This is a genomic window from Serratia sp. PL17, assembly GCF_017832355.1.
Lineage (GTDB): Bacteria > Pseudomonadota > Gammaproteobacteria > Enterobacterales > Enterobacteriaceae > Serratia.
Window position 1 is genome coordinate 26,147 of record NZ_JAFIBY010000003.1, and the last position, 13,780, is coordinate 39,926.

Sequence of the window (13,780 nt, forward strand, 5' to 3'; positions counted from 1 at the left end):
ATTATGAATTTTTCTATTGCGAAACCCGATTGCTCAGCGTGGCTCAGTCTGCCGGTTCAAGCTGCCGGATAAGTTTGGCTAAGGTTTTGATCGCTGCCTCGTGCTTGTCGCTCCAGTCAAAAGAAGCGTTCAAGCGGAAGCAATGGTTGAAATGATTGCCGGTAGTGAACATCCTGCCCGGTGCAATACTCACCCCCAGAGCCAGCGCACGCTGGTATAGCTCCATCGACGACAACGCCGGATCCAGCTCCAGCCACAGGAAATACCCCCCGTCGGGTTGGCTGACTTTCACCGTGGACGGGAAATGATGGGCGATAGCTTGACGCATCATACTTTGGCGCTGCGCCAGCAACCGGCGCAAGCGCCGCAGGTGTGTATCGTAACCGCCGTGTAGCAAATAATCGGCGAGCGCCAACTGCGTAGGAACGCTGGTCGATACGGTGCTCATCAACTGCAACCGTTGGATTTGCTGGGCATAGCGCCCCGCCGCTACCCAACCGACACGAAAGCCCGGTGCCAGGCATTTGGAGAACGACGAGCAATGCAGGATCTGCCCGCCACTGTCCAGCGCTTTGGCCGGTTGCGGACGCTCGGCGCTAAAATACAGCTCGCCGTAGACATCATCCTCGATCAACGAAATCTGGCGCTCGCGCAGTACGCTTACCAACCGCTGTTTATTTTCCTCCGGCATGCTGGCGCCCAACGGGTTCTGGAAGTGGGTCATTAACCAACAGGCTTTGATCGGGTACTGCTCTAACGCCTGTTCCAGCGCGTCCAAATCGATTCCGTCCTGCGGATGCGTGGCGATCGCCACCGCCTTCAACCGCAGGCGTTCCAACGCCTGCAATGCGCCATAAAAGGCCGGAGATTCAATCGCCACGTAATCCCCCGGCTGCGTCACCGCCTGAAGACTCAGGCTCAATGACTCCATCGCCCCGGCAGTAATGACTATTTCGTCCGGCGCTACCTGCATACCACTCAGCGCATAACGCTGGGCGATATGCCGCCGTAATGCATCATTGCCGGGCGGCAGGTTAGCCAGTGAACTGTGCGGCGTAAGCTTGCGCGCAACGCTGCTCAACGCCCGCGCCAGTTTAGGTTGAGCAAACAAGGTGGCGTCGGGGAACGCCGAACCGAAAGGAATAATAGCCGGGTCTTTGCACGCCTGTAGCACATCAAAAATAAAGGTGTTGATATCCACCTGTTCACTCAGCAACAGTTTTTCACCGTGCACCGGCTGTGGTAAGGGTTGCGGACGCGCCGCCACGTAATAACCGGACTGCGGCCGTGCAACGATCCACCCCTGACTCTCCAACAGTTGGTAGGACTGCACTACCGTCATCAGACTCAATCCCGCACGTTTACCGCTTTCACGCAGTGAGGGCAGTTTATCCCCCGCCCGCCATACCCGGTTCTGGATCTGTTCACGAATCTGTTGTGCAAGCTGCTCGTATCTGGTCATAGGCCCTAACTGTTATATGAAAAAGTAAAATAACTGTCACTATTATAGTTACTGTACTCCGTGATTAACTTAGCGCCAAGCTTTCCACAGAAAAATTACCGCTATACTGAAGAGGTTATTTTATGTTCAACCCAAGGAGGCGCCATGCTGGGTCTTGATGCACTAGAACTTGCCAGAATACAGTTCGCCTTCACCGTTTCTTTCCATATTATTTTCCCTGCAATCACCATCGGCCTGGCCAGTTATCTGGCGGTGCTGGAAGGTTTGTGGCTGAAAACGCGCAATGAAACCTACCGCGACTTGTATCATTTCTGGTCGAAAATTTTTGCCGTTAACTTCGGCATGGGCGTGGTTTCCGGCCTGGTTATGGCCTACCAATTTGGCACCAACTGGAGTTTCTTCTCCGAGTTCGCCGGCAGTATCACAGGGCCACTGCTGACCTATGAAGTGCTGACCGCCTTCTTCCTGGAAGCGGGTTTTCTGGGCGTCATGCTGTTTGGCTGGAACCGTGTCGGCCCTGGCCTGCACTTTTTCGCCACCTGCATGGTGGCGCTGGGTACGCTGATTTCCACGTTCTGGATCCTGGCGTCCAATAGCTGGATGCAGACGCCTCAGGGACACGAGATCATCAACGGCCAGGTGGTGCCGGTCGACTGGCTGAAAGTGATTTTCAACCCGTCATTCCCGTATCGGCTGTTGCATATGTCAACCGCCGCCTTCCTGTCTTCGGCGTTCTTCGTTAGCGCCTCCGCCGCCTGGCATTTATTGCGCGGTCGCGACACGCCAGCCATGCGTAAAATGCTGTCGATGGCCATGTGGATGGCACTGATTGTCGCCCCAATACAGGCGATGATCGGCGATGCCCACGGCCTGAATACGCTAAAATACCAGCCGGCAAAAATTGCCGCCATCGAAGGTCACTGGGAAAACCCGCCGGGGGAAGCCACGCCGCTGATCTTGTTCGGTTGGCCGGATATGCAGCGTGAAGAAACCCGCTTCAAGCTGGAAGTCCCCTACCTCGGTAGCCTGATCCTGACCCACAGCCTGACCGAACAGGTCCCGGCGCTGAAATCCTTCCCACCGGAGGACCGCCCTAACTCCACGGTGGTGTTCTGGTCATTCCGCATTATGGTGGCCCTGGGTATGTTGATGATCCTCGCCGGGGTCTGGAGCCTTTGGCTACGCTGGCGTGACGGGTTATATCAATCGCGCCCGTTCCTCTATTTCATTCTCTGGATGGGGCCTTCCGGCTTGCTGGCGCTGCTGGCGGGTTGGTTCACGACCGAGATTGGCCGCCAGCCATGGGTCGTTTATGGCCTGCTGCGTACCAAGGATGCCGTTTCTGCGCACGGCGACATGCACATGAGCATCAGCTTATTGGCGTTTATCATCGTTTACTGTTCGGTATTCGGCGTGGGCTATTCCTACATGATGCGGTTGATCCGCAAAGGGCCGCAGCAGCATGAAAGCCATGAAGACGATACCGACGGCCGACCGGCACGACCGCTCTCCGCAGTAAAAGACACCTTGGACGACAGGAGCTGAACATGGGTATTGATCTTCCGTTGATTTGGTTTGTGATCATTGTGTTCAGCACCATGATGTACGTGGTAATGGACGGTTTTGATTTGGGCATCGGCATCCTGTTCCCGTGGGTTAAGGACAGCGGTGACCGCGATGTGATGATGAACACCGTCGCCCCGGTATGGGACGGCAACGAAACCTGGCTGGTCCTGGGCGGTGCGGCACTGTTTGGTGCCTTCCCGCTGGCCTACGCCGTGATCCTCGACGCACTGGCTATTCCGCTCACCCTGATGCTGTTCGGGTTAATCTTTCGCGGTGTGGCCTTTGAGTTTCGCTTTAAAGCCCGGCCAGAAAAGCGCCACATTTGGGACAAGGCATTTATTTGGGGGTCGATCTTTGCCACCTTCAGCCAGGGGGTGGTGGTCGGGGCCATTATTAACGGCTTCCCGGTCAACGGCCGTACCTATGCCGGTGGCGCACTCGACTGGCTGACGCCGTTCGCGCTGTTTTGCGGGCTGGGGCTGGTGGTGACTTATGCGTTACTCGGCTGCACCTGGCTGGTGATGAAAACGGCCGGCGCCCTACAGGCGCGTATGTATTGGTTGGCAACGCCGCTGCTGGTGATCCTGCTGCTGGTATTGGCCGTCGTCAGTATCTGGACGCCCATTGCTCACCCGGAAATCGCCACACGCTGGTTCACGTTACCTAACCTGTTTGTGCTGCTGCCAGTGCCTATATTGGTGCTGCTTAGCGCCTGGGGCATCCGGCATGGGGTGAAAAATGCCGCGCATTACTCGCCGTTCTTGCTCACCCTGCTGCTGGTATTTCTGGGGCTGAGCGGATTGGGCATCAGCATTTGGCCACTGTTGATTCCGCCGTCCATCACCCTGTGGCAAGCCGCTGCGCCACCGCAAAGCCTCGGTTTTATGTTGGTGGGGGCGCTCTTTATCATTCCGATTATTTTGGTTTATACCTTCTGGAGCTACTACGTGTTCCGCGGCAAGGTCAGCCATGAACATGGCTATCACTGATGAGGGAAGAAACTATGCAGGATAAAACCTCACCCGCCCCTTGGTGGAAACGCATCGGCTGGCTGGTCGTGATCTGGAGTGCCAGCGTGCTGGGGCTGTTTGCAGTCGCGTCGATGTTCCGGCTGTTGATGAATGCTGCGGGCATGAGAACGCATTAACCCAGGCGCTGTCTGGCAAGCGTGGGCGGTAAAATGCCCACGCTAATCACTCCCCCGGTTTTCGCCCCATCGCGCTCAGAAAACGCTGTTGCAAATGCAGCAGCTCCCCCAACGCCAACACCCGATAGTCGATCCCAAAACGCGGCGCCACCTCAGCAATAATGCGGCTCAAGGCCGGGTAATGCCGGTGACTCCAATGCGGAAACAGGTGGTGTGTCAGATGCAAATTGGCACCGCCCAACCAATAGCCCAACCAACGCGGCCGGGGAAACCAGTCAAACGTCGTGGCGAACACATGATGATACCAGCCGTGCGGTAGCGGCCCCTGCGCCGGCGCCTGATAAAACTTCGCCTTGGCCCAATGGGTACCGATAATCAGCATCACAAACAGCAATGACGAAAGCATCTGGCTCAGCAAATACACCAGCACTAGTTGCCCCACGCCTATCGCTGGCGACAACAGGTAACAGGGTATCGCCAACGCCAGCAGCACATGCGCGGTTTTGCCCATCAAAAACACACTCCAGCCACGGATCCCCCGTTGCGCCATTCGTGCCGCGACCCGGGTTCTTCCCGCCCGATCCAGCCAATCGAACAACCAGATGTAATACGGGAAGGTCATTGCAGCCACCAGCGGCCAGTAAAAACGTTGAGCACGCATAAAAGGCCGCCAATGCTGAAATGGCGTCTGACGCAGCACGCCGTTGGCGTCGATATCGGGATCGTAATGCTCTATGTTGTTGTGTGCATGATGAAAAATAACGTGCCGCACCCGCCAGCAATCAGGATCTAATCCCAGTGGAATGCTCACCAGGCAATTCAGCCAGCGATTGGCCCACGGCTGCCTGAAAAATGCGTTATGCGACGCATCATGAACCACGTTTACCGTGAGGAACATTCCAATAAAAATAAAACCGAAGTAACAGGCAAAAAACGCCCAAAGGTTGTGTTGTTGCAGGCTCAGGCCATAACAAAACGCACACAGCGCCAGCAGTAGCAACACCTTGGCCAACATGCCCCTATCCGCAAAACGGTGGTCGCGGTTTTCGGCCAGGTAATGCTGTGCAGCCTGCATCAATGCACGATGCAGGCCAGAGTCATCACGCTGAAAAGCCAGCGGGCGCAACGCGGTCATGGCTGCCCCATCCGGCGTAAGAATTTCTGTTGCTGCGCCAGCAGCTCAGTGTAACCAATGCAGCGATAGTCCATACCATGCTGTGCCGCCAGCTGCGCCACTATGGCCGCCAGCGCCGGATAATGCCGGTGATTCCAACCGGGGAACAGATGATGGGTCAGATGATAATTCAACCCGCCGGTCAGATGCCGTAACGCACGCGGCGAGGTTTCCCAATCGCACGCGGTAGCAAAATTGTGTCGGTACCAGCCGTGCGGCATGCTTTCGCCTTCCGGCACCGCGTAAAACTCAGCCTGCGCCCAATGGGTGCCCAACAACAAAAACACCACCAACAGTGAGGCACACATCTGACTGAGTGCATAAGCCAGCAGAACCCATTGCCAACTGATGCCGTTTTGTTGACACAACACCAGCGGTACGGCCAGCACCAGCAGCAGGTGGCCAATCTTGCACAGGATAAACACGGCCCAACCGCCGCGCCCCGGTAAAATATTCTTCTCATGCAAGGGGGTTTTCCCCATGCGATCCGACCAGTCAAAAATCCAGGCGATATAGGGCAGCGAGAGTGCGGCAATCACCGGCCAATACAGATGCTGATAGCGCATGTGTTTACGCCAGCGTTGAAACGGCGTTTGGCGAAAGAAGCCATTTTCCTCGGTATCCAAATCGTAATGTTCAACATTGGCATAAACGTGGTGATACTCCACGTGCCGCACGCGCCAATAATCCGGATCCACCCCCAGCGGCAACGTGACTAACCGCCCTACCAGCCGGTTGGCCCAAGGGCTGCGCAAAAAGGCATTATGCGAAGCATCGTGATTCACATTCACGTTGAGCAACATCCCCATCATCACAAACAGGAAATAACAGCCGAAAAACGCCCACGGCTGTTGCTGCATCAGACTCAGCACATAAAAAGCGCAGCACAGCACCAGCAGCAGTGCCGCTTTGGCCAGCCGCCAGCCGTCGGCATAACGGTGGTCGCCCGCCAAATAGGCGTGCGCGGTCTGTTTGAGCGCACGATGAAACGCCTGTTCGCCATCAGCGGGAAAACGCAGCGGTGGAAGCGTATCAGCCATGCGACACCCCAGCCGGGACCGGCTTTTTCGCCCGGCCCCATCCTAATGCCACGCAAACACCGTGCAGTGCGATAACGGCCATCGCAATTTGCCAATAGCGCTGCGACCACCCGAGATAACCGATGAACAACAGCGGAATACTCAGCGTAATCAGCAACCAGGCAGCTATCGCCCAGCGATGTCCTTCTGTCATGCCACCCAACGCCATTGACCCAAACGCCAGCAGGACCAACAACGCCATTTGCGGCCAGCTCACGTCACTGTAGCCGTAGCCGTACTGGTAAACATAACCAATGACCAGCGTAAACAGCAGCATCGCGCCGCTGAACACGCTCAGCGCCGAGCAACGGAAATGCCCCGTTGCCACTTTAGGCCGCCAGGACAGGCGTAAGTAACGCAAGAAAGGAAGATTGCTCGCCCAGAACGGATTCGCAGACGGCTTATCGCCGCTGACGCCGTACACAAAGGGCGTTTCAGGCAGGTTAGGGCAAAAAGTACCGAACAGTTTGTCCCAGAAGATAAAGCTGCCGCCAAAATTTTTGTTCGAATAGGCCATGTCTTTAACGTGATGCACCCGATGATGCGCCGGCGTGACCAGGATTTTTTCCAACAAGCCAAGCTTGGGGGTTAGCGCATTATGGTTAAACAGCTGAATGCTGTAGTGCAGGATAGACACCGTGACAAACACTGACAACGGCACCCCCAGCAGCGCCAATAATAAAAAGAACGGGATTGACGTAAGTGACGAATACCAGGAATTTCGCACCCCCAGCGAGAGATTGAAATGCTCCCCCTGGTGATGCACCACATGCACTGCCCACAGTACCCGTAAATAATGGTGCAAGCGGTGCAACCAGTAAAAGCCGAAGTCCCACGCCAGCAGGGCAAACAGCCACATCAGCACCGGTGGCCAGCTATCCAACAGGCCCAGGCTAAAATGCGCCGCCACGTAGCCATAGCAGGTGATCTCCAGCCCGCGAAACAGCCACAGCATGATATGACCGGAGTTCAAATTGAACACCAGATCGTGCCAGTTCACCTGCCGCCGCTGGGCGTACTGCAACACCAGCGCCTCGCCAATGACGACAAACAGCATGAACACGATTGACAACGCCAGTTCGCTCATCCTATTTCTCCTTTGACGGCATTTCGCCGCACGCTATGTAGGCGCTGCACCACCCAACCGGCAATAAACGCCAACAGAGCCCCACTGACCAGATCAACCAGCAAATGGCGACGCAATTGCAGAATGGAAAACGCGATCGCCAGTGCCCATAACATGAGCAACGCCGTTCTCACTTTACGCTGCCTATCGCTCAATGCCCACACGGCCAGCACCGTTAGCGTCATGTGAAGCGAGGGCAGGCAATTTTGCAGTGAATCGACCTGGGTCAAGGCCGCCAGCAGTTGCGAACTTATTCCGTCGCCCTTGTCTTGCGGATACACCAACGTGGTTGGCCACAACAGGTATACCGCTCCTGCGCCCACGGCGGCCAATTGCATCGCCGCTCTCAGCCATTTGACCCGCTGAATCGGCGCCAACAGATAGCCGAGCGGGACAATGATAAAGAAGGACAGGTACAACCAAATGGCTGACGGGCTAAACGGGATCCAGCGGTCAATTGCCGATGGCGGGAGAACGGTGCCGGTTCCTTGTAGACGATCGGTTAAAGTATAAACGACGCCCACACATCCCCAGCCCAGCAACATTTGCCACAGCCGGTACACTACCGTCTTCATCATGCACCCGCCCGGCGGATAATCCGCCTTCTCTTACGATCAAACTGCGGCATCACCGCCTGTACCGTCCGTTGCCACTCCAGATTGGCGATGGCAATGCCCTGCTGTTCAAACAATGCGGCCAGCTGCGTCTGACAGTGTGCCAACTCGGCCTCGCTACAGTCGGCGATCAGGTGCAATTGCTTCTCACCCTCTTGGATCAGCCGATAATCGCTGGTCAGCGGCAACGCATTGGCAATCACGCGGCTGCACACGTCGGCAAACACCACCTGCGGCTGTTTAAACTGATTGGGCAACACCAGTTGATCGTCACGCCGCCCTTCGATACGCGCAATCGCCATTGAAGGCTGCCCACAAGGACAAGGCTCTGTCTGTTTGACCAACACGTCATCCAGCCGGTAGCGAACAATGGGCTGGGTGCTACGGGTAAAGTCCGTGATCAACGGTGTAAAACGCTGCGCATCGATCCACTGCGGTTCAATATGCAAGAATTCTTCATTCAGATGCAGAGTGCCGTGCGAACACGTGGCGGCCAGGAAGCCCTCAGTGGCCTGATACACCTCCCCCACCACGGGAAAGACCTGCGCAAGCAGACGTCGGTCTTGTTCTTCCAACACCTCCGCCACCGAAATCACCTTCTTGACCTCAAGACGAATCTGTTTGGCTAACACCGCCAGCGCCAATGCGCGCAGTACCTGCGCCGGTGCGACAATGATGGTCGGCGCTTGCTGCTCCAGCCGAGACAGCTGTGGAGTAAAAGGCGCAAAGAGATCGTAAAACGCCAGGCTCAGCCAACGATTGTTCACGCTGTGATACAGGTTGTTGTCCGCCCGCAGAAACAGCGCAACGCGCTCACCGGCAAACAGACCGTCCGGCAGCATTTTCGCCAGCATGCCTCCGGCCCAAACCTGCTGTTCACGCGGGCTGACGACAAAAATGCCACGCTGCCCTGATGTTCCCGACGACAGACCGACGCTGTATCTCCCGATTTTCGGCGTAAAATCCCGCTCGGCTTCGCTGCGCTGCGCGCAGGCCAACAGCGCATCGCGTTGCAACCCGGCCGTGTTCATTTGATCGAACTGCGCCATCATCAACGCCTTGTCCATCTGCGGCCAGGTGGCTATCGCTTGCCGGTTGAAGCGCCTAAAGTACGGGCTTTTGCTCAAGACGCGCCGAGCGAATCGTTTTAACTGCCTGTTCTGGTATGCCACCAAAGACTGGCGATCGGAAAAGGCTAAACGGCGCGCCCGAAAGTAGTGCCACAGTGTCATTAACGGGATCATAAGTCGCCCTCATGGCACAGCAGGATCTCGGCATTGCCACTCGCCCACAGCTGGTTCAGCCGCTCCAGCGTGCGGTAATAGGCGTTGGCATCCTCCATCACCAGGTTGGCCAACCGTGAAGGCCCGCGCAACTGCTGATAGCTTAACGGAGACCAGGCGGCGTCGCTGGCGAGCAGAGTCCAGCCGTTATCGGTGAGGATAAACGCACCGATATGGCCGGCAGCGTGTCCCGGCAGATCTACCAGCACGATGTGCCCTTCGCTGCCCGGTAACGCATAGCCGCGATCGAAGGGGGCCAGCAGCGCTGGCAGACTGACCTGAGGAAAACTTTCGATAAACGCCAGGTTTGTCTCAAAGCTTTCTGGGATCAGGCCAGGGATAAAGGCGCGTTTTAATGCGGCAAAGCCGCGCAGCTCACGGGTTTTCCGCCAACCGTCACCGGAACAGATAAAGTCGAGGTGTGCAAAATCACGCAGCCCGGCGACGTGATCGGCATGAAAATGTGAAACGATTAACGCCTGAATATCATTGGCATCATAGCCAGCGGCGCGCAATTGTTGCGCCAAGGATGCGTTGGCGTCGAAATACACCGGCGTCATCTGCCGGTAGATACGGAAAATGCCGGACGCTGTCTGCTGCTGGAAATAATGTGCATAGCCGGTGTCCCACAGCCAACGGCGTTCTCCCACTTCCAGCAGGTAAGCGCGCGCCGGGAATTTGCACACCCGGAACCCGGCGCCACGCAGCGCCATACAACCGATGTGGGTACAGTACCCCACTTCAAACACCGTCACCTTAGCCATAGGTCACGCCTCCCTGCTGTTTAAGCCACTCAGCGGTCAGGCGGATCCCTTCCTGCATCGAATAACGGGGTAAATAGCCCAGTTCTTCGATGGCGCGGGTCGGGCTAAGCGTCATATCGAAATACACCGCTGCCACGCTATAACGCGTGAGCAAGGGCTCTTTGCCGGTAAAGCGGGCCAGCAGCTCCAGCCCCCCAGCCAGCACACTCAGCAAGGGATACGGCACAGACTGTAGCCGATAATCTACCCCCATCTGCTGACGCAACAACGCATCCAGCATATCCGCCAGCCGCTGCGGTTGGTGGTTTGTGATGTTGTAAACCGCACCGGATGGCAAACGGGGCTGGCGGCTCGCCAGATCCATCGCATGCACCACGTTGAGTACAAAGGTCAGATCCAGCCGTGCTTTCCCTCCGCCGGGCAAGCGCAGTACACCGCGGTCGCGATCCAGCTGTTGCAGCAGACGTGGCACAATCACTCGGTCGTGTGGGCCGAATAAACCTCTCGGGCGCAGAATAACGTAGGTCGTTTGCGGGTAGCGCGGCACGGCCCCCAGTAACCGCTGTTCCGCGGCATATTTACTGGCCGCGTAATGATTGGCGAAGCGTCGCGCACGGTATCCTTCCTCAACATCTTGATGAGGTTTGAAATCGAAATAAATTGCCGGCGTAGAAATATGAATAAAGCGCTGCACGCCGCACGCCCCTGCCGCCTCAGCCAGCTTTTCTGTAGCAACCACATTGGCCTGATAAAACTCGGCCTTGCTGCCCCAAGGGGAGGACTTTGCCGCACAGTGCCATACCCAATCGCAACCCACCATCAGTTGCCGGCACTGTTCCGCCGTGGCCTGCGTTAAATCCAACGGACTAAACTCGGCCCCCAACTGCCTGAGCTCGTCGCCGGCTTGCTTATCGCGCCCGGTAGCACGCACCTGATAGCCTGCGTCCAGCAACCCCTGTGCGGCATTGCGGCCCAGCCCACTGGTGGCTCCCGTGACCAACACCTTCACGGCAGCAGTACCATGCCAGCCAGGGATAACCCGGCGGCGGTGCCAATGAGCATCACCGGCTTCCCAGGGTTAAAGCGTCCGTTGGTCACCGCGGCATGCAGAGCCGTGGGAATAGACGCGGCCACCTGATTGCCGTGATAGCGGTAAATGTCCACCAGCACCTCGCTGGACACATGCAGCCGCTTACGCATATGTTCAAGTGACAGATGACTGGCCTGATGCGGCACAACCGTGGCGATCTGCGCCAACGTCAGGCCGCTGGCGGCCAGCAGACGAGCAAGGTAGTCTTCGATCAACGCCGAGGCCTGACGGAACAGCTGTTTACCTTGCATATGAAACAGGAAGTCGCTGCCGGTCATACCCGCCCGTGGATTACGGCGGGTGCCCCCGGCGCGGATCTCACACAGTTCACTGCCTTCGGGGTAAGTTTCCACCAGGCTTGCCAGAATGCCACTGGTTCCCTCACCCCGCTCAACAATGGCACAAGCCGCGCCATCGCCAAAAATCAGCGAGGACTCTTCATGATCCCAGTCGATACCGCGCGAGGCCAAATCTGCCGAGATAATCGCAATACGTTTATAGGTACCGGTATTGAGCAAACCGGCAGCCACTTGCATCGCAGAGATAAAACTGACGCAGCTGCTGTTAATGTCAAAGCCTGCCGTACCGGGTGCCAAACCGGCGATTTTGAGAATGTGCGCCGCAGTACAAGGCAGCGCCTGCACCGAGATCGCAGACGCGGAAATCAATAAGTCGATGGATTGCGCGTCGATATTGCAACGGGCCAAGGCATCCTGTAACGCAGCCACCGCCAGCTCAGCCTGACTCGCATCATCAGCCGCGTGATAACGATGAACGATGCCGGAGCGTTTTTCGACGTAACCGGCAGGCTTACGCAACAACCTGTCCAGTGTGGAGGATTCGACGCGATTAGGCGGTAATGCCGCCCCGGTAGCGATGACCTTCAGAGGCAGCAACGCAGGTGACGAAAAAGCGTGTATTGTCATTATTGTTATTGATTAACCTGAATATCCATAAAGCGATCTCCCGGCGCTACGCTACTGGCAGCGACGAGTCATCCCCGGTTTTAAATCCCAAAATGCCCGCATACAGGGGCTATTGATTGTTTTTATAGCTTACGAATAGCCGACATCCATCGACAGTAAGTGTCACCATACTGAGATAGTAAGTTTACGGCAAGGAAGCAAAAATGCATAAATTGGCAAACATTATCTGGTGGGACTGTGAGGGAAGTAAAAGGAGATCACCAGTGTGACCAGAGGCAGTGCGCCAATCTTCAACAGCTCGAACACCTGCCTGATAGACTCATTTTGATCCCAGTAGGCGTGGGCGACAAAAACGCCCACGCTGATAACGAAGATACCGCACAACACCTGACGCGCCAGCCGCAGACGCTCCATTTCATCGAACACTAATGTCGGGTCCAAATACAGTGTTTCTGCATCCACTTTTGCATTCTGGTTTTCGGTCTTCATGGGAAAACCCCCACGACCTGACCCACCGCCTCCAGCACCTCACCGTTCTCGCGCACAATACCAAGCGAGGACCCATCTTGCTTCGCCCACTGCCTGTCAGCAATGCTAATTAGCGCAAAAGCCAGGCGGATCACATCCGTTTTCGCCATCCCATGCCGCTTAGCTATATCGTTCAGATTATCGTCGATTTCATTTGATAATCGAATTGGCAAACTGCGCATCCCCCACCTCCTGTGGCTGTCTGTTAGCAGGGAAAGCTTACTTCACCAGCAAGCGTTGTTCAATTAGCGAACTGCGTAACATCTCGCATATTCAGCAGTTTGCGAGAAATAAACCGTTATCGATACCGTCAGACCTGAGTGAAATAGAAGGCAAACTGCAGCTATCGACGGTTGCGCACCAACTGATAACGGCGAGTCAGATACTCTACCGGCACACTCCAGATATGCACCAAGCGGCAGAATGGGAACAGCACGAACAGCGTCATCCCCAGTACCATATGCAGTTTAAAGATAGGGGCAACACCCACCAGATGCTGTGACGCACCGGTGTGGAACGTCACCACAGCCTGCGCCCAGCCCACCAGTTTCATCATCTCGCTGCCGTCCATATGTTGGGCGGAGAACGGAATAGTCAGCAGACCGAGGCACACCTGCACCACCAACAGCGTCAGGATCATAATGTCTCCAAAGCTGCTGGTCGCCCGCACCCGTGGGTTAGTCAGGCGGCGTTTCAGCAACAGAGCGCCGCCGATCAATGTCATCACCCCGCAGGCACCACCGGCGATCATGGCCAGTTTCTGCTTAACATCAATCGGCAGGAAGGATTCATACATCCAGTGCGGCGTCAGCATGCCAAGGAAATGCCCGGCAAAGATACCCAAAATACCGATGTGGAACAGATTGGAGGCCAGGCGCATGCCCTTTTTATCCAGCATCTGGCTGGATCCTGCGCGCCAGGTGTATTGGCCGTAATCGTAACGTAGCCAGCTGCCAATCAGGAAAATCGCCCCTGCCAGATAGGGGTAAATATCGAATAAGAACTGATTTAAAAATTGCAT

Annotated in this window: 15 protein-coding genes; 3 read left to right on the forward strand and 12 right to left on the reverse strand. The window is 56.2% G+C overall.

Annotation, left to right across the window (positions count from 1 at the left end; all coding sequences use genetic code 11):
• Window positions 1-43: 43 nt before the first annotated feature.
• Entirely contained in the window at window positions 44-1,462 is a 1,419-nt protein-coding gene (locus tag JOE25_RS11705; protein WP_209635339.1) for a PLP-dependent aminotransferase family protein, read from the reverse strand.
• Between the two features lie 144 nt (window positions 1,463-1,606).
• Between JOE25_RS11705 and JOE25_RS11710 the strand changes: the two genes are divergently transcribed.
• From JOE25_RS11710 to JOE25_RS11720, 3 genes are read left to right on the forward strand one after another with little or no spacing between them, the layout of a single operon-like run.
• Complete coding sequence (locus JOE25_RS11710) at window positions 1,607-3,007, forward strand: cytochrome ubiquinol oxidase subunit I (protein WP_209635341.1); 1,401 nt, start codon at window positions 1,607-1,609, stop codon at window positions 3,005-3,007.
• A 2-nt stretch (window positions 3,008-3,009) separates the two neighbouring features.
• Complete coding sequence (gene cydB, locus JOE25_RS11715) at window positions 3,010-4,017, forward strand: cytochrome d ubiquinol oxidase subunit II (RefSeq protein WP_209635343.1); 1,008 nt, start codon at window positions 3,010-3,012, stop codon at window positions 4,015-4,017.
• Window positions 4,018-4,031: 14 nt separating this feature from the next.
• Window positions 4,032-4,175, forward strand: a complete 144-nt coding sequence (locus tag JOE25_RS11720) for a DUF2474 domain-containing protein (RefSeq protein ID WP_209635345.1) — start codon at window positions 4,032-4,034, stop codon at window positions 4,173-4,175.
• A gap of 46 nt (window positions 4,176-4,221) precedes the next feature.
• Here the strand turns inward: JOE25_RS11720 and JOE25_RS11725 are convergent, their stop codons facing one another.
• From JOE25_RS11725 to narI, 11 genes are all read right to left on the reverse strand, one after another.
• The gene (locus JOE25_RS11725; protein WP_209635347.1) at window positions 4,222-5,310 is read right to left on the reverse strand and encodes an acyl-CoA desaturase; all 1,089 of its coding nucleotides are present in this window, start codon (window positions 5,308-5,310) and stop codon (window positions 4,222-4,224) included.
• Window positions 5,307-6,389, reverse strand: coding sequence for an acyl-CoA desaturase (locus JOE25_RS11730; RefSeq protein WP_209635349.1), 1,083 nt, complete (start codon window positions 6,387-6,389; stop codon window positions 5,307-5,309). The genes JOE25_RS11725 and JOE25_RS11730 overlap by 4 nt, the downstream gene beginning before the upstream one ends.
• Window positions 6,382-7,515: a sterol desaturase family protein gene (locus JOE25_RS11735; RefSeq protein ID WP_209635351.1), complete on the reverse strand. Its 1,134-nt coding sequence runs from the start codon at window positions 7,513-7,515 to the stop codon at window positions 6,382-6,384. The genes JOE25_RS11730 and JOE25_RS11735 overlap by 8 nt, the downstream gene beginning before the upstream one ends.
• A complete protein-coding gene (locus tag JOE25_RS11740; RefSeq protein ID WP_209636119.1) occupies window positions 7,512-8,129 on the reverse strand; it encodes a phosphatase PAP2 family protein in 618 nt (205 codons plus the stop codon). The genes JOE25_RS11735 and JOE25_RS11740 overlap by 4 nt, the downstream gene beginning before the upstream one ends.
• On the reverse strand, window positions 8,129-9,412 hold the full coding sequence (locus JOE25_RS11745) for a F390 synthetase-related protein (RefSeq protein ID WP_209635353.1): 1,284 nt from the start codon (window positions 9,410-9,412) through the stop codon (window positions 8,129-8,131). Before JOE25_RS11745 ends, JOE25_RS11740 begins: the two co-directional genes overlap by 1 nt.
• Window positions 9,409-10,215, reverse strand: a complete 807-nt coding sequence (locus JOE25_RS11750; RefSeq protein ID WP_209635355.1) for an MBL fold metallo-hydrolase — start codon at window positions 10,213-10,215, stop codon at window positions 9,409-9,411. The genes JOE25_RS11745 and JOE25_RS11750 overlap by 4 nt, the downstream gene beginning before the upstream one ends.
• The gene (locus tag JOE25_RS11755; RefSeq protein WP_209635358.1) at window positions 10,208-11,224 is read right to left on the reverse strand and encodes an NAD(P)-dependent oxidoreductase; all 1,017 of its coding nucleotides are present in this window, start codon (window positions 11,222-11,224) and stop codon (window positions 10,208-10,210) included. The genes JOE25_RS11750 and JOE25_RS11755 overlap by 8 nt, the downstream gene beginning before the upstream one ends.
• A complete protein-coding gene (locus JOE25_RS11760) occupies window positions 11,221-12,231 on the reverse strand; it encodes a 3-oxoacyl-[acyl-carrier-protein] synthase III C-terminal domain-containing protein (RefSeq protein ID WP_209635360.1) in 1,011 nt (336 codons plus the stop codon). The genes JOE25_RS11755 and JOE25_RS11760 overlap by 4 nt, the downstream gene beginning before the upstream one ends.
• Window positions 12,232-12,453: 222 nt before the next feature.
• A complete protein-coding gene (locus JOE25_RS11765) occupies window positions 12,454-12,720 on the reverse strand; it encodes a hypothetical protein (RefSeq protein WP_209635362.1) in 267 nt (88 codons plus the stop codon).
• Window positions 12,717-12,941, reverse strand: a complete 225-nt coding sequence (locus JOE25_RS11770; RefSeq protein WP_209635364.1) for a hypothetical protein — start codon at window positions 12,939-12,941, stop codon at window positions 12,717-12,719. Before JOE25_RS11770 ends, JOE25_RS11765 begins: the two co-directional genes overlap by 4 nt.
• A gap of 161 nt (window positions 12,942-13,102) precedes the next feature.
• A complete protein-coding gene (narI, locus tag JOE25_RS11775; protein WP_209635366.1) occupies window positions 13,103-13,780 on the reverse strand; it encodes a respiratory nitrate reductase subunit gamma in 678 nt (225 codons plus the stop codon).